Below are 19038 nucleotides of genomic sequence, written 5' to 3'. Positions count from 1 at the left end.
CGGTAGCCGCGGGGATTCCGGAGCCATGCGCGTGGCGCCGAAATCCCGAAAAATACGGGCTTGTGGTGGATGACGGCGCTCGGTAAGGATGCTGGGAGGCGGACGGTGATCCCGTCCGATAGCAGGCGAGACAAAGGACGCCGGATGACCCAGGCCGACGCGGTTGCATCTCTCGTGGAGCGAAGGTTAGGCCGGGTTCTCGATCCCGACCTCAACTTCTTCGACGCCGGTCTCGATTCGCTCGCCCTGGTCGAGCTGCACGAGGAGATCACCAGCACACTGGGCCTGAGCCTGCCGGTTACCGCGATGTTCACCCACCCGAACCTGCGTGCCCTCTCACACCTGATCACGCAGGGCCAGGCGCCCGCCAGGCAGGACGGCGCCCGTCGCCGTCCGCTGGGCGGCAGCCGCCGCGACGTGCGTGCCAGGATCCGTGAGGACGGTCGGTGACCCCACACGAACTGCCCATCGCCGTGATCGCGATGGGGCGCTTCCCGCAGGAGGTGGGGGCGGCCGAGGAGGCCGGACACGATCCTGGAGCGCAGGTCGTCCGGCTGTACGGCGGGGTGGGCAAGGCGTGCGCGGCGCTGCTGGCCGGGGAGTGCGAGCTGGCCGTGACCGACGCCGGCGAGCTGCCGCCGGGTACGCTGCGCGGCACCCTGGTCCTGCGGCTCCTCGACCGGGCGTTGCTCGACGGCGACCTGGTGCACCGGGTGATCTGGCCCGACGACCTCGAGGTCGAGGAGGGCTATCCGCCGGTGCACGCTCCGGGCGACGGCCGCCCGCAGGTGGTGGTGTGGTCCGGCCGCACCCACGAAGAGGCCGAGTCAGTACGGCGAAGCCTGGCCGGCTTCTTCGCCGGACTATCGGAGGATCGTTACGCCGATGCGGCGGGCACCCTGCGGCAGGGACGCGTCCACCACCCCGTGAGAGGTGCGGTGGTCTGCCGGAGCGCCGCGGAAGCCGCTCTCGCGCTGGGCCGCGAGCACACCTACGAGCAGGGGCCGGTCCGCCTGTCCCACTCCGATGAGACGGCCGGTCTGTACGGCGTGGAGCGCGTGTTCACCGAGGCCGTGGACGTGTGCGAAGAGGCCTTCGAAGCACGCGGCGTCGAGGTGCCATCCGCCTTCGCCACCGCCTACGGGCTGGCCGCCACCCTCGCCGCCTGGGGCATCCGCGCAGAAGCCCCGGACCCGGCACTCCTCGCGAGTGACCTTCCGCCGGAGGAGGCGCTCGCCGGCCTCGCGCAGGAGACGGTCGGAGCCGAGGTCCAGGTGGGTGGTGACCTCGCGGGGTTGCTGGCCGCCGTGGCCAGGTTCTGGACGGGCGGCGGCCGGGTGGACTGGGCCGCGCTCGATCCCGATCACCCGCTGCAACGCATCCCCATCCCGCGGCCGCAGCCGGAGCTGCCCGCCTCCGTGGAGGAGCCGCGTCCGCTGTCGGCGGTGCCGTACTCCTTCTGGGTTCTGGAGCAGCTCGCGCCGGACAGCGGCGTCTCGAACCTGGCGGTGGCGCTCAGGTTCGAGACATCGCTGCGCAGGCTGCCGTTGCAGATCGCGGTGAACCGGCTGGTCAAGCGGCATCCGGCGTTGCGCCTGCGGTTCCCCGTGGAGGGCGGGGCGCCTGTCAGGCACCTGGTGGCGCCCCAGGACGCCCAGCTGAAGGTCGAGACGCGGGCCACGACGGAGGAGACGCTGGTCGCGGACCTGCAGTCCTTCCTGGACGAGCCCTTCGACCTGGGCCGCGACCTGCTCATCAGGGTGGGACACTTCACCCTGCCCGACGGCGCCGGGACCGTGGTGTGCCTGGTCGGCCACCACATCATTATCGACGGCACCTCCCTCCAGCTCCTGGTGGAGGAACTGGGCCGCTTCTACGACAGCCAGACCGGGCACGGCACGCTGCCCCCCGAGTTGGCGGGGCCCGCGCCGATGCTGGAGCCGGGGGAGCCGTCCGAGGAGTCGATCGGCTACTGGCTGGAGCGGCTCGACGGCGTCGACCCCGCCGCCATGGTGCTGCCGGGGAGTAGGCACTCGCCGGGCCGTCCGACGTTCGCCGGCCACACCTGCTCGTGGCAGGTCGACGCCGAGACCGTGGCGGCCCTGGACGGCGTGCGGGCCCGGCTGCGCACCACCGGCAACATCGTGCTGGCCGCCGCCTTCCTGCTGACGCTGCGCGGGCACGGTGCCGGCCCGGACCTGGTGATCGGCATGCCGGTCAGCACCAAGACGGGCGAGGAGCACAAGCACGTCGGCTACGCCGTGAGCACGCTGCCGCTGCGCGTCCACGTCGAGCTGGACGACGACTTCGAGCAGGTCGCCAGGCGCGTGGAGGAGGCTTTCGCGGAGGGGATCGAGCACGCCGGCGCCTCGGTGGAGGCGGTGCTGACCCGCCGCGGGCACGGTACGGACGACTGGCGCGTCCCGCTGTTCCGGCACATGTTCAACTACCGGCCCTGGAGCGACGAGAAGGTCAGCGTCCAGGGCGAGGTGCCCGGCTACGTGGACGACCTCATCGACCGCAGTCGCCTGGACCTGCAGTGCAACGTCATCCAGGAGCCGGACCGCCTCACGATCCGGATGGTGCACAGCACCGAGGTGCACGACGAGGACGAGATCGCCGCGTTCGCCGCGAGGATGTGCGCGGTCGTACGGCAGGCCGCCCGCGGCCCCGTCGAGGACGTGCTCTCACCGCAGGACCGGGCGTTGCTCGACCGGATCAACGACACGCACCGAACCTGGCCGGACACGCTGCTCGACCGTATCGTCCCCGGCAGCGCGGTGGCGGTCCGCGAGGGCTCCCGCGAGACCGGCTACGACGAGCTGCTCGGCCGCGCGGCCGCGGTCCGCCACCTGCTGCGCGAGCAGGGCGTACGGCCCGGCGACCTCGTCGCGCTGGCGCTGGACCGCTCGGCGGAACTGGTGGCGGCGGTGCTGGGGGTGTGGCAGGCGGGCGCGGCGTTCCTGCCGCTGGACACACGGCAGCCGGAATCCCGCCTCGCCTACCAGGTGTCCGACTCGGGCGCCCGGCTGGTGATCGCGGAGGGCACCCCCGGTTGGGCGGGCGCGACCCCGGTCGTCAGGATGCCCGACACCCGGATGGAATCAGAGCCCCCCGAGCCGGGCGACATCGCCTACGTCATCTACACCTCCGGCTCCACCGGACGCCCCAAGGGCGTGCGGGTCACCCACGGCAACCTGACGAACCTGGTGCTGGACTTCGCCGACCGGCTCGGCGCGCCGACCAGCGTGCTGTGGTCCACCACCACCTCCTTCGACATCTCCTGGCTGGAGCTGCTGCTGCCGCTGGCCTCCGGCGGCGTCGTGGTGGTGGCCTCGGACGAGGACCAGCTGGACCCGGCCAGGTTCCTCCGGCTGATGACCGGCGTCGAGGTCGTCCAGGCCACGCCGACCGCCTGGCGGCTGATCGCGCCGGAGGCCGTACGGGAGCTGGCCGGACGGACCGTGCTGTGCGGCGGCGAGCCGATGCCGGCGGCGCTGGCCAGGGACCTGCTGGGGCTGGGGTGCCGCCTGTTCAACGTGTACGGCCCGACGGAGACGACGATCTGGTCCACGGCCGCCGAGCTGCGCGAGGCCGATCCGGTGACCGCCGGCGCGCCCCTGGCCAACACGCGGATCTTCGTCACCGACGGGGGAGGCCGCGAGGTGCCGCCCGGCGTGCCGGGCGAGCTGTGTGTGGCCGGTGACGGGGTGAGCGCGGGCTACCTCAACCGCCCCGAGCTGACCGCGGAACGCTTCGGCCACCACGACCGGTACGGCAGGTTCTACCGGACCGGCGACCGCGCCCGGATCCGCCACGACGGCACCCTCGAACTCCTCGGCCGCGACGACCGGCAGATCAAGCTCCGCGGCCACCGCATCGAGCTCGGCGAAGTCGAGGCCGCCCTGCACGAGCACGACGTCATCAGGACCGCCGCGGTGATCCTGGACGGCGACCCGCAGACCGACGGGCGGCTCGTCGCCTTCCTCGAGGTCACCGGCCCGGCCGACGAGGGAGAGCTGTGGCGGTTCGCCAGGTCGCGGCTGCCCGACTACGCCGTCCCCACCCGCTACGTCGTCGTCGACCGGCTCCCCACCACCGGCAACGGGAAGATCGCCTACCGCGACCTCGTCGTTCCGGCGGAAGGCCGCACACAACAGCAGGAAGCGGGTGACGGGCTGGTCCAGCAGATGGTGGCGCTGTGGCGCGACGCGCTGAACCGTCCCGGGCTGGGGGCGCACGACAACTTCTTCCTCAACGGCGGGCATTCGGTGCTGGCCGTACGGCTGGTCCGACCGCTGGAGGAGCTGGCGGGACGGCCGGTCTCGATGCGGGCCGTGTTCGACCATCCGACCCCGGCCGAGCTGGCCCGACACCTGGGGGAAGCCCGATGACGCCGTGGTTCGTCCAGGTCAAGGAGGGCGAGCGGGCGCTGGTCGCGTTCCCGCACGCGGGCGGCGGCCCCGCGTCGCTCGGCGAGCTCGCCGGTCACCTGCCGCCCGAGGTGGGGCTGTGGTCGGTCAACCTGCCGGGACGGCAGGCCAGGCTCGCCGAGGAGCCGCGCACCGACCTCGACGGGCTCGTCGACGAGCTCGCCCACGACCTCGTGGAAAGGGGCCCGCACACGCTGTTCGGCTACTGCAGCGGCGCGCTGCTGGCCTTCCTCGTCTGCCGCCGCGCGGTCGAGCTGGGCGGACGACCGGAACGGCTGATCGTCGCGTCGTTCGCCGCGCCGGACGTGACGTTGCTCCTGCGCAGGCTGCCGTCGCTGCCGTCGTGGCTGTTCTGGGAGCAGCTGATCGCGCTCGGCGGTGTCCCGCCGGAAGTGGCCGATCGGGAGGTGCTCTGGCCGGTGCTGGAGCCGGCGCTCCGCGCCGACTTCGGGCTGCTGGCCGGCTACCACCACCGGCCCGGGCCACCGCTGCCGGTGCCCATCTCTGTCCTGTACGGCATCCGGGACGCCTCGCTGACCAGGGGCGGCCTGCTCGGCTGGCGCAGGCAGAGCGTGCACCGGCCCGCGCTCAGGGAGCTCGACTCCACCCACTGGCTGGCCGAGGACACCCCGGACGTCCTGGCAGCCACGATCGCTCAGGAGATGGGATGCGCCTCGGTTACAGCATGAGCTACTGGGGTGGCGCGGGCCTCGGCCCGGCCGACCACCTGGCGCTGGTACGAGAGGCCGAGGCGCTGGGCTACGACTCGGTGTGGGCGGCCGAGACCTACGGCACCGACCCGGCGAGCCTGCTGGCCTGGATCGCCGGGCAGACAGAACGCATCGCGCTGGGCACCGGCGTGCTGCAGATGACCGGGCGCAAGCCCGTCGTCGCCGCCATGACCGCGGCCACCCTCGACCAGATCTCCGGCGGGCGGGCCAGGCTCGGCGTGGGGCTGTCAGGCCCGCAGGTGGTCGAGGGCTGGCACGGCGAGCGCTTCGAACGGCCGCTGGCCCGCGCCCGGGACTACCTCCAGGTGGTGCGCAAGGCGCTCCACCAGGAGCCGGTGCGGCACGATGGGCCCACGATGACGCTGCCTCTGCCGGGCAGCGAGGGCAAGGAGCTGGCGCTGGCCGTGTCGCCGGTGCAGGAACGGCTGCCGGTCTATCTGGCCGCGATGGGGCCCGGGACCGTCGCGTTGGCCGGCGAGCTCGCCGACGGCTGGCTGGCCATCCACTTCCCGCCCGACCACCTGGCCAGGATGGCCAAGCACCTGAACCGCGGCGACCTCGACGTGGCGCCCATGGTGCTGACGCTCGTCGAGGAGGACCAGGAGCTGGCCTACGACATGATGCGGCCCATGCTCGCCCTCTACCTGGGCGGCATGGGCTCGCGCCGGACGAACTTCTACAACCGGCTGGCCGCCACGCTCGGCTTCGAGCAGGAGGCCGCCCGCATGCAGGAAGCCTTCCTGGACGGGCGGCAGGGCGAGGCCATGGCGATGCTGCCCGACGCGCTCGTCGACGCGATGACCATGTGCGGCCCGGCCGGCAAGGTGCGCGAGCGGATGGCGGCCTACCAGGAGGCGGGCGCGACCACGCTGATCGTCGGCCTGGTCACGCCCACCCGGCGGCTGCGCAGCCGCCAGCTACGGCTCATTGCGAGCCTGGCGCCGGCATCTCCTTGAGCTTGGCCAGCGGAGACCAGGCCATCGCCGCGATCGGCACCAGCGCGCCGATGGCCACGACCACCCACAGCGCCACGCGCGTCCCCACGGCGCCGGCCAGCAGGCCGGCGCCGAGCGCGCCCAGCGGGGCCGGGATCAGGCCCAGCGAGTAGATCGAGGCCACCACGCGGCCCTGCAGCTGCGGCGGGGTGACCGTCTGCACCAGCGAGGTGTTGGTGACGAAGAAGATCTGCGAGCTGACGCCGCTGACCAGCTGCGCGAGGACGAGCATCGACACCGACACCCAGACGTTGCCGGTGGCCAGCGGGATGAGGAAGAGCGCCAGGTTGCCGTACACCATCGACCACACCAGCACCTTGCCGATCGCGTAGCGGCGCATCACCTTGACGGCGATCAGCGCGCCGATGATCGCGCCCACGCCGCCGCCGGCCAGGATGCTGCCGAACCACGCCGCGGGCACGCCCAGGTCGCGGATCACGTACAGGGCGTAGATGGAGTTCATCGAGCCCAGGATGAACAGCGAGTACACGGCCGAGGAGATGGCCAGCGGCCGGATCAGCTCGTGCCGCATCACCCAGAGCGCTCCCTGCCAGATCGCCTTGTGCATCTGCCCGGCGGTGGTGCCGTCCGGCTCGGGCCGCGCCTCCGGCCGCTTGATCAGCGACACCGCGATCGCGGAGGCCAGGTACGACACCGCGTCGATGATCAGCAGCGCGGGCGCGGCGAGCACCTTCAGCAGCGCCGCGGCCAGGCCGGGTCCGAAGGTCTGGGCGGTCGACTCGGTCAGTTGCAGCTTGGAGTTGCCCTCCAGGAAGTTCTCCCGCGGCACCAGGAACGGGAAGTAGCTGCGGTAGGCCGTCTGGAAGAGCGTGCTGAGCAGCCCGAGAGCGAAGATGACGCCGTAGATCCAGGTCAGCGTGAGCATGTCGGCGAACCACGCGATGGGGATCAGCATCAGCAGCACGAAGCGCGCCACGTCCGTCCAGATCAGGATGGGCCGCTTGCGCACCCGGTCGGCCAGCACGCCGAAGACCAGGAAGAACACCATCGGGAGCCGCAGCAGGAAGCCGACGACGCCCATCTCCGCCTCGGAGGCGTTCAGGACGGTGACCGCGATGACGGGGAACGCGAAGAGGCTGATCGCCGAGCCGAACTGCGACAGGCTCTGGCCCGCCCACAGCCGCAGGAAGTCGGGGTACTTCCACAGGCTCGGCTGCTGCTCAATGGTCGGGGATGCCATGATCCATCCACTTTCTGATCTCGGTGGCCGCTCCGGCGGCCAGGGGTTCGTAAAGGATCGGGACGCGTTCCTCGGGGATCTCCACGTGCGCCAGCCGCCCCTTGGCGACGGAGGGCCAGCCGCCGTCCTCGCGCCTGGGCGCGAAGAGCGCGACGTCGCCGTCGTACGGCTCGTGCCGGTAGCCGCCGACCGCGTGCGCGTTGGCCCGGAACACCGCCAGGTAGCGGCGCGCCTGCTCGACCTCGGCGGTGTCCGGGGCCAGCCGGTCGGCCGCCTCGGCCGCGCCCATCACCGCCAGCAGCCGCTCCTCCGGCGACCGGGCGGCCAGCTCCGCCGCGTCCAGCCCGAGGGTCTCCTCGGGCCCGCCGGCCAGCGCGTGGAACAGCAGCACCGTGTCGTCCTTCAGCGACGCGTCCGCCACCGGCTCCTCGGCGTTGGCGTAGAACAGCACGACGAGCGGCACCTGCTCGCCGCGCTCGCGCAGCCGCCTGGCCACCTCCAGCGCGATGTTCCCGCCGATGCAGAACCCGCCCAGCACGTACGGCCCGGCCGGCCGTACTGCCAGCAGGTCGGTCACGTAGGCGTCGGCCATCTCGGCGAGCGTCGCGTGCGGCTCCTCGCCGGGCACGAGCCCGCGCGCGGCGATGGCGTACACCGGCTGGTCGGGTCCGAGCCGCCGGGCCAGCGGGTGGTAGCGGAAGACCTGGCCGCCGAGCGCGTGGATGAAGAAGATCGGCGTACGGTCGCCGTCCGGGTTGAGCGGCACGACGTGGCTCGGTGGCGCCAGGTCCTCGGGCTGGCGCAGCACCCGGCCGAGCGCGCTGATCGTCGGCGCGGCGAGCACGGTGGCGACCGGCAGGTTCCGCCCCAGCTCCTGGCGGATGCGGGCGGCCAGCCGCAGCGCGCTGATGGAGTGGCCGCCGAGCTCGAAGAAGTCGTCCAGGATCCCGGCGGCGGGCACCTTCAGCACCTCCTCGTACAGCCTGGCCAGCCGCGCCTCCACCTCGTCGCGCGGCGGCACGTACGGCTTGCCGCTGGTGGCCTCCGGCGCGGGGAGGGCGGCGCGGTCGAGCTTGCCGCTGCGGGTGAGGGGGAAGGCGTCCAGCTGTACCCAGCTGCGCGGGATCATGTGGTCCGGGAGCAGGTCTGTCAGGTCGGGGATGTCGCCGATGTGGTAGCCGACGAGGCGGCCGTCGATGAGTTTGACGGCGGCGCCGGAGACGGCTTCGATTTCGCCGAGTTCGACGCGCATGCCGCGGATTTTGATTTGGTGGTCGGTGCGGCCGAGGTATTCGAGTTCGCCGGTGGGGAGCCATCGGGCGAGGTCGCCGGTTTTGTAGAGGCGTTCGCCGCCTGGTGCGGGGAGGAAGCGTTCGGCGGTGAGTGCGGGTTTGCCGAGGTAGCCGCGGGCGAGTTGGATGCCGCCGATGTAGAGCTCGCCGGGTGTGCCGATGGGGACGTCGCGTAGGTGCTGGTCGAGGACGTGCAGGGTGGTGTTGTCGATCGGTTTGCCGATGGGGACGACGGTTTCGCCGGGCTGGCAGGGGTGCCAGGAGACGTCGACGGCTGCTTCGGTGGGGCCGTAGAGGTTGTGCAGTCCGGGGATGTCGATGCCGGGTGGGAGGGCTTCGCCGGAGCAGATGATCCGTTCCGGGAGTTGGATGTCCTCTTCTTCCAGGAAGGCGTGGAGCATTGAGGGGACGAAGTGGATGGTGGTGATGGCTTCGGTTTTGATGAGGTCGCGTAGGTAGGCGGTGTCGCGGTGGCCTCCGGGGCGGGCGATGACCATGGTCGCGCCGGTGATGAGTGGCCAGAACAGTTCCCACACCGAGACGTCGAAGGTGATCGGGGTTTTGTGGAGGACCCGGTCGTGTGAGGTGAGCTGGAAGGTGTGCTGCATCCAGCGGAGTCGGTTGACGATCGCGCGGTGGGAGATGCCGACGCCTTTGGGGCGTCCGGTGGATCCTGAGGTGTAGAGGACGTAGGCGAGGTTGTCTGGGTGGGGGTGGCCGCCGGGGGTGGTGTGGGCGTCGGCGAGCATGCCGTTGCGTCGTTCTTCGGGGTCGTTGGGGTCGAGGGGGAGGAACGCGCCGCCGGCGGCGAGTACTGCGAGGAGTTGGACGGGCAGGTTCAGGCTGCGTTCCATGCAGACGCCGACGGGTTGGTCGACCTGGACGTCGAGTCCGGCGGCGATCTCGCGGGCGCGAGAGGCGAGCTCGCGGTAGGTCAGTCGCTGGTCTTCGAAGATCACGGCTGTCGCGTCCGGGGTGCGGGAGGCTTGTTCGAAGACCAGTTCGTGGAGGAGTCCGCCGGGGTGGTCGCGTGTGGTGGCGTTCCAGCGCGCAAGTAGCGCCGCATCCTCCGGCGAGATGGTGATATTTCCGGACAAGGCGCGGAGGTAGTGGTCCCGGATCGCCGCGATCTGGTCGGCGGGGAACTGCGTGGTGTCGTAGGAGATCGTCAGCACCAGCCCCTGCCCCGGAGTCCGGACGAAGGCCGCGCTGAACGCGAAGTCGGTCTGCTCGAAGAAGTCCTGGCCCTCGATGGGGGTGGCGGCGCCGCCGTACACCTGGAAGTCGCGGAAGTCGACGTGCGTGTCCAGCAGGCGCGCGCGATCGCTGGCCCGCTGGATCTCGAAAAGCGGGAAATGCCGGTACGGCAGCGCCGCCACCTCCGCCTGGAACACCCGCTGCACCAGGTCGGGAGCATCGGCCCGTACGCGCAACGGGATGGTGTTGAGGAACAGGCCGAGCACCTCGCCGCCCGCCTCGCTCTCCGGGCGGCTGTGCGTGAGCATCCCGGTGAGGACGTCCGGTTCGCCGGTCAGCAGTCCCATGACGCGCACGTGCGCGGCGAGCAGCACCGAGCGCAGCGGCACCCGCGCGTCTGCCGCCTCCTCGGCCAGCGCCCGCGTCAGGTCGCCGGGGAGCGTCGTGGCCAGGACCTCGACGTGGCGCGGCCCGCCGGTGGGGTAGCCGGGCCTGCGGGGCAGCCGTCCCTCGGGCGCCTCGGCGATCGCCTCCCGCCAGAACTCCGCCGCCTCCGGCTGGGCGAGCACCGCCTTCTCGGCCGCCACCAGGTCGCGGAAGCGCGCCCCGGGCGGATCCAGCGGCAGTCCCGGTGTCGCGTAGCGCGCCAGCAGCTCGCTGACCAGAGTCGCGACGCTCCACCCGTCGAGGATCGCGTGGTGGAAGTACACGGTCAGCGCGAACCGGTCCGCCTGCGGCAGCACGTGCACGCGGAGCAGCGGAGCCTGCGTCCAGTCGAACGGCCCGTACTCCGGCGCGTCGCCCGACACCGTCAGCGGGATGTCCACGCTGTCGTGCACCAGCTGGACGGGCTCGCTGAACCCGGTCAGGTCGAACGACGTCCGCAGCACCTCGTGCCGCGCCGACAGCTCTCCCAGCGCCCTGACCAGCGCCGCCTCGTCGAACGTCCCGCGCAGCGTGAGCGTGGTGTGGTCGTGGAAGGTCACCCCGTCCAGCTCGCTGTGGTACAGCATCCCGGCCTGGAGGGCGCTGAGCGGGTAGGCGTCGATGATCATCGCGTGAGCCTCTCTCTGTCCGCCGGGCTGAGCAGGTCGAAGGCCGCCGCCGCGGACTCACGTACGGCCCGCCGCGGCCGCAGTACGGTGGCCAGCTCGGAGACCGCCTGGTGGGTGAACAGCTGCTGCAGTTCCACGTCGTAGTCCAGGCCCCGCAGCCGGGCCACGACCCTGAGGCTGCTGATCGAGTCGCCGCCCACGGCGAAGAAGGTGTCGTTCCTGCCGACCCGGTCGAGGCCGAGAACCTCCTGCCAGACCTGCGCGACGGCTCGCTCCGCCGCGCCGCGCGGGGGCTCCCAGGGCAGGTCGGCCGGGCGGTCGGGGGCGGGGAGCGCGGCCCGGTCGAGCTTGCCGTTCGGGGTGGTGGGCAGGCGGTTCAACCGGACCCATGCCGTCGGGATCATGTGGTCCGGGAGCAGGTCTGTCAGGTCGGGGATGTCGCCGACGACGTAGCCGACGAGGCGGCCGTCGATGAGTTTGACGGCGGCGCCGGAGACGGCTTCGATTTCGCCGAGTTCGACGCGCATGCCGCGGATTTTGATTTGGTGGTCGGTGCGGCCGAGGTATTCGAGTTCGCCGGTGGGGAGCCATCGGGCGAGGTCGCCGGTTTTGTAGAGGCGTTCGCCGCCTGGTGCGGGGAGGAAGCGTTCGGCGGTGAGTGCGGGTTTGCCGAGGTAGCCGCGGGCGAGTTGGATGCCGCCGATGTAGAGCTCGCCGGGTGTGCCGATGGGGACGTCGCGTAGGTGCTGGTCGAGGACGTGCAGGGTGGTGTTGTCGATCGGTCTGCCGATGGGGACGACGGTTTCGCCGGGCTGGCAGGGGTGCCAGGAGACGTCGACGGCTGCTTCGGTGGGGCCGTAGAGGTTGTGCAGTCCGGGGATGTCGATGCCGGGTGGGAGGGCTTCGCCGGAGCAGATGATCCGTTCCGGGAGTTGGATGTCCTCTTCTTCCAGGAAGGCGTGGAGCATTGAGGGGACGAAGTGGATGGTGGTGATGGCTTCGGTTTTGATGAGGTCGCGTAGGTAGGCGGTGTCGCGGTGGCCTCCGGGGCGGGCGATGACCATGGTCGCGCCGGTGATGAGTGGCCAGAACAGTTCCCACACCGAGACGTCGAAGGTGATCGGGGTTTTGTGGAGGACCCGGTCGTGTGAGGTGAGCTGGAAGGTGTGCTGCATCCAGCGGAGTCGGTTGACGATCGCGCGGTGGGAGATGCCGACGCCTTTGGGGCGTCCGGTGGATCCTGAGGTGTAGAGGACGTAGGCGAGGTTGTCTGGGTGGGGGTGGCCGCCGGGGGTGGTGTGGGCGTCGGCGAGCATGCCGTTGCGTCGTTCTTCGGGGTCGTTGGGGTCGAGGGGGAGGAACGCGCCGCCGGCGGCGAGTACTGCGAGGAGCTGGATGGGTAGGTCGAGGCTGCGTTCCATGCAGACGCCGACGGGTTGGTCGACCTGGACGTCGAGTCCGGCGGCGATCTCGCGGGCGCGAGAGGCGAGCTCGCGGTAGGTCAGTCGTTCGCCTTCGAAGATCACGGCTGTCGCGTCCGGGGTGCGGGAGGCTTGTTCGAAGACCAGTTCGTGGAGGAGTCCGCCGGGGTGGTCGCGTGTGGTGGCGTTCCAGCGCGCGAGTTGGTCCCGCTCCCCGGCGGGCAGCAGGTCCAGGCGTCCCACCGGCACGTCGGGCTCCGCCACCACCGCGCGCAGGAGGGCGGCGAACCGCCCCGCCAGCCGTTCGACCGTCGAAGGCAGGAAGAGGTCGGCGTTGTAGACGAAACGCCCCTCCACCCGGTCGCCCCGCTCGGCGGCGTACAGCTCCAGGTCGAACCGGGTGGTCGTGCTGTCCGGCTCGAAACCTTCGCCGCCATCGCGGTAGCTCTGCAGCGCGAACAGCACCTGCGCCACCGGCGGCCGGCTGACGTCGCGTTCGGGGTCCAGCTCGGCGACCAGCTTCTCGAACGGCAGCTCCTGGTGGCCGTAGACCTCCAGCGCCCCGTCCCGCGTACGGCGCAGCACCTCGGCGAACCCGGGATCCCCCGCCAGCCGCGCCCGCATCGGCAGCAGGTTGACGAACAGCCCCACCATGTCCTCGAACTCCGGCCTGGTCCGCCCGGCCACCGGCGACCCCACCGCGAACTCGGTCAGGCCGGACCAGCGCGACAGCAGCACCTGGAAGGCGGCGAGCAGCCCCATGTAGAGCGTCGCCCCCTCGGCCGCGCACAGCGCGCGGAACTCCGCGACGTCCAGTTCGAGGTCGTGCCAGCCGCCGCGGAATCCCTGCCGGGGCGGGCGCGGCCGGTCCAGCGGCAGGTCGAGTACCTGCAGCCCGGCCAGTTCCGCGCGCCAGAACGCCAGGTCGCCGGCCAGCCGCTCGCCGCTCAGCCGTTCCCGCTGCCACAGCGCGTAGTCGCCGAAGCCGAGCCGCGGTTCGCGCTCGGGCGGGGTCAGGAGTTCGCGCAGGATGAGCTCGGCGGACCAGCCGTCGGCGACGATGTGGTGGACGGCGATGAGCAGCGCGTGGTCGTCGGGAGCCAGCCGTACGAGGGTGGCGCGGAGCAGCGGGCCCGCCGCCAGGCCGAAGGGGAGCGCGGCGTCGGTGCTGAGCACGTGCCGGGCGGCCTCCTCGGTCGCCGCGTCCACGACGCGCAGCGGGATCGTCACGTGGTCGGCCACGCAGACCTCGGGCCGGCCGGAGGTTCCGGCGGGGAAGGTCATGCGCAGGCTCTCGTGCCGGGCGACCACGGCGTCGAGCGCCCGCCGCAGCCGCTCCACGGATAGTGGGCCGCGGAGCCGGGCCGAGGCGGGCAGCACGTAGGCGCTCGTCCCGGGGGCGAACTGCTCCATGAACCACAGCCGCTCCTGCGCGAACGACAGCGGCGGTCGGCTGCCCTCGGCCCGCCGCGGGATCTCCTCCGCCGCGCCCAGCCCCGCCACCGCCCTGCGGAAGCGGGCCTCGACGCGCGCACGCCGTTCATCCACGCTCGTCGGCCTCCTCGGCCAGATGCTCCAGCGCCGCGGCCAGCAGGCGCGGCGTCGGGTGGGTGAAGGCCAGCTTGAGCGGCACCTCCAGGTCGGTGGCCGCGGCGATGCGGGCCGTGGTCCTGGTGGCCAACAGCGAGTGGCCGCCGAGCCGGAAGAAGTCGTCCAGCACGCCCACCCGTTCCAGGCCCAGCACCTCGGACCAGACCAGGCAGACCAGTTCTTCCGCCGCGCTCTCCGGCGGCTCGTACGCCGTGCCGAGCTGCTGGCCGGGGGCGGGCAGGGCGGCCAGGTCGACCTTGCCGCCCGGGGTCAGCGGGATGCGGTCCAGCGAGACGATCGCGCTGGGCATCAGGTGCGGGGGCAGCTCGGCGGCGAGGTGATCGTGCAGGGGAGCCGGGTCCTGGACGACGTAGGCGACCAGCCGGTCGTCGCGGACCGTCACGGTGGCCTGCCGTACCGACGGGTGGGTGAGCAGCACCGACTCCACCTCGCCCGGCTCGACGCGGTAGCCGCGCACCTTCACCTGCCGGTCGAGGCGGCCCAGGATCTCCAGCGTCCCGTCCAGGCGGAAGCGGGCCCGGTCGCCGGTACGGTACCGGCGTGAACCGCCGGGGCCGGGCACGAACCGCTCCGCCGTGAGGGCGGGCGCGCCCCGGTAGCCACGCGCCACGCCGCCGCCCCCGATGAGGAGCTCACCCGCCACGCCGGGCGGGACCGCAAGCCCGTCCGGAGCGACCACCTCGACCGTGGTGCCCGGCAGCGGGAACCCGACGGCCGGTCGGCGTGACGCCTCGGTGGGGTCCATCTCGGCGGTGGTGGCGATGATCGTGGTCTCGGTGGGGCCGTAGCTGTTGACCAGCCGTACGCCAGGGGGACCTGACTCGTACCAGGCGGCCAGCGCGGGACCCGGCAGCGGGTCCGCGCCCAGGATGAGCAGCCGCAGGCCGGGCGGCCAGGCGACGCCCATGCCCACCAGCTCCTGCCAGTACGACGTCGGCAGGTCGAGCACGGTGAGCGCGGAACCCTCCGGGGTCTTCAGGAAGTCGGGCAGCGGCTCGTCCGGGCACAGGACGAGCTCGGCTCCGGCGGCCAGCGCCGGGTAGATCTCCTCGGCGTGCGTGTCGAAGCTCGGCGAGGCGAACTGCAGCACGCGGTCGCCGGGCCCGAGCCCGTAGTGCTCCCGCATCCAGCTCACCCGCGCCGCGAGTGCCTCGCGTGGCACCTCCACGCCCTTGGGACGGCCGGTCGAACCCGAGGTGTAGATCACGTACGCCAGGGATCCGCGTGCTGCGACATACGTGGATTCTTCGGGAACGTGCAGATCGTCCAGCACCAGCGCCGCGTCCGACGCCATCCACCGCAGCCGCTCCGGCGGGTACGCCGGGTCGAGCGGCAGATAGGCGCAGCCCGCCTTCCCCACGGCGAGCATCGCCGCGATCAGCTCCACCGAGCGCTCGGCGCGCAGGCCCACGACCGCGTCCCGGCCGAGTCCTCGCAGCCGTCCGGCCAGCGCGGATGCCATGGCGTCCAGCTCGGCGTAGGTCACCCGGCGGGCTCCGTGGCTGACCGCGATCGCGTGGGGGGCCTGCCGTACGCGGTCCTGGAAGAGGTCGAGCACGTCGCGCGCGACCACCGGAGCCGGGTCGGCGGCCGGTGGCCGGTCCTCGGGCAGCAGCATCGCGGCGCGCAGCGCGGACAGCGGCGCGCCCGGGTCGGCGGCGACCGCCTCCAGGATCCGCTCCCACCGGCGCAGCAGCCGCGTCGCGGTCTCCTCCTCGAACAGGTCGCTGGCGTAGGAGAGCATCGCCCACAGGGAGCCGTCGAACTGGGTGATGTCCAGCATCAGGTCGAACTTCGCCTGCGTCGCGCCCGGGTCGAACATCTCCGCCTCGATGCCGGGCAGCGGCAGCGCGGCCGCCTCCTTGTCCTGGATCACGAACATCGCCTGGAACAGCGGCGTCGTGCTCAGGTCGCGGCGGATCCCGAGGTCGTTGAGCAGGCGCTCGAACGGGATGTCCTGGTGCGCGAAGGCGTCCAGGACCGTCGCCCTGGTCCGCGCGAGCAGCGCGCGGAACGACGGATCGCCCGACAGGTCGCCGCGCAGCACCAGCGTCTCGGGGAAGAACCCGACGACGTCCTGCAGCTCCGGACGGTCGCGCCCGGCGATGACCGAGCCGACCGCGAGGTCGTCGGTGCCGCAGTGCGCGCCCAGCAGCAGCTGGTAGGCGGCCAGCAGGACCATGAACAGCGTCCCGCGCTCGTCCCTGGCCAGCTGCTCCAGCCGCGCCGTCAGCTCCGGCCCGATCCTGCGCGCGCAGTAGTCGCCGCTGGGTTTCCGTACGGCCGGCCGCGGCCGATCCACCGGCAGGTCGAGCGGCTCCACCCCGGCCAGCTGGGACCGCCAGTAGTCCAGCGACTCCTGAGACGGTTCGCGCCCCCGCTGCCAGGCCGCGAAGTCCCGGTAGTCGACCGACGGAACGCCCAGCCCGGCCGCGTCCCCCGAGTAGCAGGCGACCAGCTCGGAGAAGACGAGCTTCAGCGACCACCCGTCGGCCACGAGGTGGTGCAGCACCAGGCAGAGCACGTGATCGGTCGCCGACAGTGTGATCAGGTGAACCCGCACCAGCGGCCCCGTGGCCAGGTCGAACGGCGCGTTGGTCAGCTCCGCCACCAGCTCCGTCGCGCGCGCCTCCCGCTCGGACGCGGGCAGGTCCCCGAGGTCCACGAGGACCGGTTCGAGCCGCAGCGACGACTCGACGACCTGGACCGGGCTGCCCTCCACCGCGGGGAAGCGGGCCCGCAGCATCGGATGCCGCGCCGCCACTGCGGTCAGCGCCCCCGCCAGGTCCTGGACGGACAGCTCGCCGCGCAGCCGCTGCACCAGGTACATGTTGTAGGAGGTGTCCGCGGGGTCGAGCTGCTGCAGGAACCACAGCCGTTCCTGCCCGTAGGAGAGCGGCGCGGGCGCGTCCGGGTCGCTGCGCGCGGGAATTCCGGCGGGCCGCGCCTTCGGCTGCCGCCGCAGCTTGTGCTCCAGCGCCGCCCGCTGCTCCGGGCTGAGCCTGGCCAGCCGCCCTCTCAGGTCACTCATCCGTCCGCGTCCTCCGCCAGGAGCTCGTCCAGCTCGACGTCCCCGAGCTGGAGTTCCAGTACGGCCAGCGCATGCTCGCCCACCGTGGTCAGCTCGAAGCAGACCCGCAGATCCAGCTCGATCCCGTACGCCTCCCGATACCTGGTGATCAGCTGTACGGCCAACAGCGAATGCCCGCCGAGCGCGAAGAAGTCGTCCTCGACACCCACCCGATCACGCCCGAGCAGCTCACCCCAGAGCGCGCACAGCTCCTCCTCCAGCGGCGTCTCCGGCGCGACATAGCCGGTCCCCAGGTCGCCGCGGCCGGGCCCGGTCGGCGGCGGCAGTGCCGCGCGGTCGAGCTTCCCGCTCGGGCTCAACGGGAACTCGGTGACGTGCACGAACGCCTGCGGCACCAGCGCCGTCGGCAGCCTGCGCGCCAGCCCGGTCCGCAGCTCGTGCCACTCGCCCGTCCCGTCCACGTACGCCACCAGCCCGCGACCGCCCGGCGCGTCGTCACGCAGGGCCACGACCGCCCTGCGCACCCGCGGGTCCTCGGCCAGCGCCGCCTCGATCTCGCCCAGCTCGACCCGCCAGCCGTGCACCTTCACCTGGTCGTCGAGTCGGCCGAGGAACTCCAGCTCCCCGTCCGCGCGCAGTCTGGCCAGGTCGCCGGTGGCGTACAGGCGGGCGCCGGGCGGGCCGTACGGGTCGGGGACGAAGCGCTCGGCCGTCAGCCCGGGGCGTCCCGCGTAGCCGCGCGCCACCTGGACGCCGCCGATGTGCAGGTGACCGGGCACGCCGACGGGCATCGGCTCCAGGTGCTCGTCCAGGACGTGCAGGCGGCAGCCCGGCATCGGGCGGCCGATGGGGATCACCGTCTCGCCCGGACGGCAGGCGTGCCAGGAGACGTCGACGGCCGCCTCGGTGGGGCCGTACAGGTTGTGCAGCTCGGCGTGCGGCAGGCGGTCGAAGAAGCGGGCCGCCATCCTGGGGGGCAGCTCCTCGCCGCTGCACACCACGCGGCGCAGCGACGTGCACGACTCGATGTTGGCCTCCTCCAGGAAGAGGGCGAGCATCGACGGCACGAAGTGCATGGTGGTGACCGCGTGCCGTTTGATCAGGTCGCGCTGGTGGGCGGGGTCCCGGTGGCCGCCGGGCCGTACGGGGACCAGGGCGGCGCCGTGCAGCAGCGGCCAGAACAGCTCCCACACCGACACGTCGAAGCTGGTCGGCGTCTTCTGCATCACCACGTCGTCGACCGTCAGGCCGAACGTCTCCTGCATCCAGGCCAGGCGGTTGACGATCGCGCGGTGGGTGTTGACCACGGCCTTGGGCCGGCCGGTCGAGCCCGAGGTGTAGATCAGGTACGCGGCGTCGTCCGGTCCGGCCACCGGCTCCAGATCGTCGGAGGGCAGCTCGTGGTCGTCCTCCAGCAGCACCGTCCGGAGCGGACCGGCCGGCTCCAGGTGGCGCTGGGTGAGCAGCACCCGCGCGCCGCAGTCGGACAGCATGAACTCCAGCCGGTCGCGCGGGTACTCGGGGTCCAGCGGCACGTAGGCCCCGCCCGCCTTCAGTACGGCCAGTAGCCCGACGACCAGCTCGGCCGAGCGTTCCGCGCAGACCGCGACCGGCTGGCCGCGCTCGACGCCGGTGTGCCGCAGCCGCCGGGCCAGCCGGTTGGCGCGGGCGTTGAGCTCGCCGTACGTCAGGGTGACGTCGCCGGACACCACCGCCGGGGCGCCGGGCGTCGCGGCGGCCTGGGCCTCGACCAGCGCGGGCAGGGTCCCGGGAGCGGCCTCGGGACCGCCCGCCCCGAGGGCGAGCACCCGCTCGCGCTCCTGCTCCGCGAGCACCGGCAGCGCGGGAACCGCCCGGTCAGGGTCGGCGACGGCGGCCTCGACCAGCGTCCGCAGGTTCGCCTCGAAGCGCTCGATCGTCTCGGGGTCGAACAGGTCGGTGGCGTACTCCAGCCGCGTGTGCAGCCGCCCCTCGCGCACGTTGAGGTCGAGCTGGAGGTCCACCTTCGCGGTGCCGTTGGCGATCTGGCCCTCGTTGGTGCCGGTGGCCAGGTTGAACATCACCTGGTACA

At 72.3% G+C, this 19038-nt stretch carries 9 protein-coding genes (1 of these 9 cut by a window edge); 4 read left to right on the top strand and 5 right to left on the bottom strand.

Annotated features, from left to right (window positions below; all coding sequences use genetic code 11):
- The first annotated feature begins 144 nt into the window (after positions 1-144).
- From AWQ71_RS38945 to AWQ71_RS38930, 4 genes are read left to right on the top strand one after another with little or no spacing between them, the layout of a single operon-like run.
- Positions 145-450: an acyl carrier protein gene (locus AWQ71_RS38945; protein WP_067144077.1), complete on the top strand. Its 306-nt coding sequence runs from the start codon at positions 145-147 to the stop codon at positions 448-450.
- Complete coding sequence (locus AWQ71_RS38940; protein ID WP_067144075.1) at positions 447-4394, top strand: non-ribosomal peptide synthetase; 3948 nt, start codon at positions 447-449, stop codon at positions 4392-4394. The genes AWQ71_RS38945 and AWQ71_RS38940 overlap by 4 nt, the downstream gene beginning before the upstream one ends.
- Positions 4391-5122, top strand: coding sequence for a thioesterase II family protein (locus tag AWQ71_RS38935; RefSeq protein ID WP_067144074.1), 732 nt, complete (start codon positions 4391-4393; stop codon positions 5120-5122). The genes AWQ71_RS38940 and AWQ71_RS38935 overlap by 4 nt, the downstream gene beginning before the upstream one ends.
- Entirely contained in the window at positions 5101-6120 is a 1020-nt protein-coding gene (locus AWQ71_RS38930; RefSeq protein WP_067144071.1) for an LLM class F420-dependent oxidoreductase, read from the top strand. The genes AWQ71_RS38935 and AWQ71_RS38930 overlap by 22 nt, the downstream gene beginning before the upstream one ends.
- Here AWQ71_RS38930 and AWQ71_RS38925 read toward each other — a convergent pair.
- The 5 genes in view from AWQ71_RS38925 to AWQ71_RS38905 are tightly spaced (each overlapping or abutting the next) and all read right to left on the bottom strand, a layout consistent with a single transcriptional unit that may run on beyond the window.
- The gene (locus tag AWQ71_RS38925; protein ID WP_067144070.1) at positions 6089-7360 is read right to left on the bottom strand and encodes an MFS transporter; all 1272 of its coding nucleotides are present in this window, start codon (positions 7358-7360) and stop codon (positions 6089-6091) included. The two genes, AWQ71_RS38930 and AWQ71_RS38925, sit on opposite strands and share 32 nt — an antisense overlap.
- Positions 7341-10904, bottom strand: a complete 3564-nt coding sequence (locus tag AWQ71_RS38920) for an AMP-binding protein (protein WP_067144068.1) — start codon at positions 10902-10904, stop codon at positions 7341-7343. The genes AWQ71_RS38925 and AWQ71_RS38920 overlap by 20 nt, the downstream gene beginning before the upstream one ends.
- Complete coding sequence (locus tag AWQ71_RS38915; protein WP_067144065.1) at positions 10901-13873, bottom strand: condensation domain-containing protein; 2973 nt, start codon at positions 13871-13873, stop codon at positions 10901-10903. The genes AWQ71_RS38920 and AWQ71_RS38915 overlap by 4 nt, the downstream gene beginning before the upstream one ends.
- Positions 13866-16967, bottom strand: a complete 3102-nt coding sequence (locus AWQ71_RS38910; RefSeq protein ID WP_067144063.1) for a condensation domain-containing protein — start codon at positions 16965-16967, stop codon at positions 13866-13868. Before AWQ71_RS38910 ends, AWQ71_RS38915 begins: the two co-directional genes overlap by 8 nt.
- Positions 16964-19038 carry the 3' portion of a non-ribosomal peptide synthetase gene (locus AWQ71_RS38905; RefSeq protein WP_157570861.1) on the bottom strand. Its footprint extends 1054 nt past the window's final position, so the window shows 2075 of its 3129 coding nt (coding positions 1055-3129); its start codon lies off the right edge, out of view; the stop codon is at positions 16964-16966. The genes AWQ71_RS38910 and AWQ71_RS38905 overlap by 4 nt, the downstream gene beginning before the upstream one ends.

Origin of the sequence: Microtetraspora malaysiensis, from assembly GCF_001528665.1 — a bacterium.
GTDB classification, from domain to species: Bacteria; Actinomycetota; Actinomycetes; order Streptosporangiales; family Streptosporangiaceae; genus Microtetraspora_A; species Microtetraspora_A malaysiensis.
The sequence above is the reverse complement of the archived record's forward strand: the minus strand, read 5'-3'. Positions and strand labels throughout refer to the sequence as shown.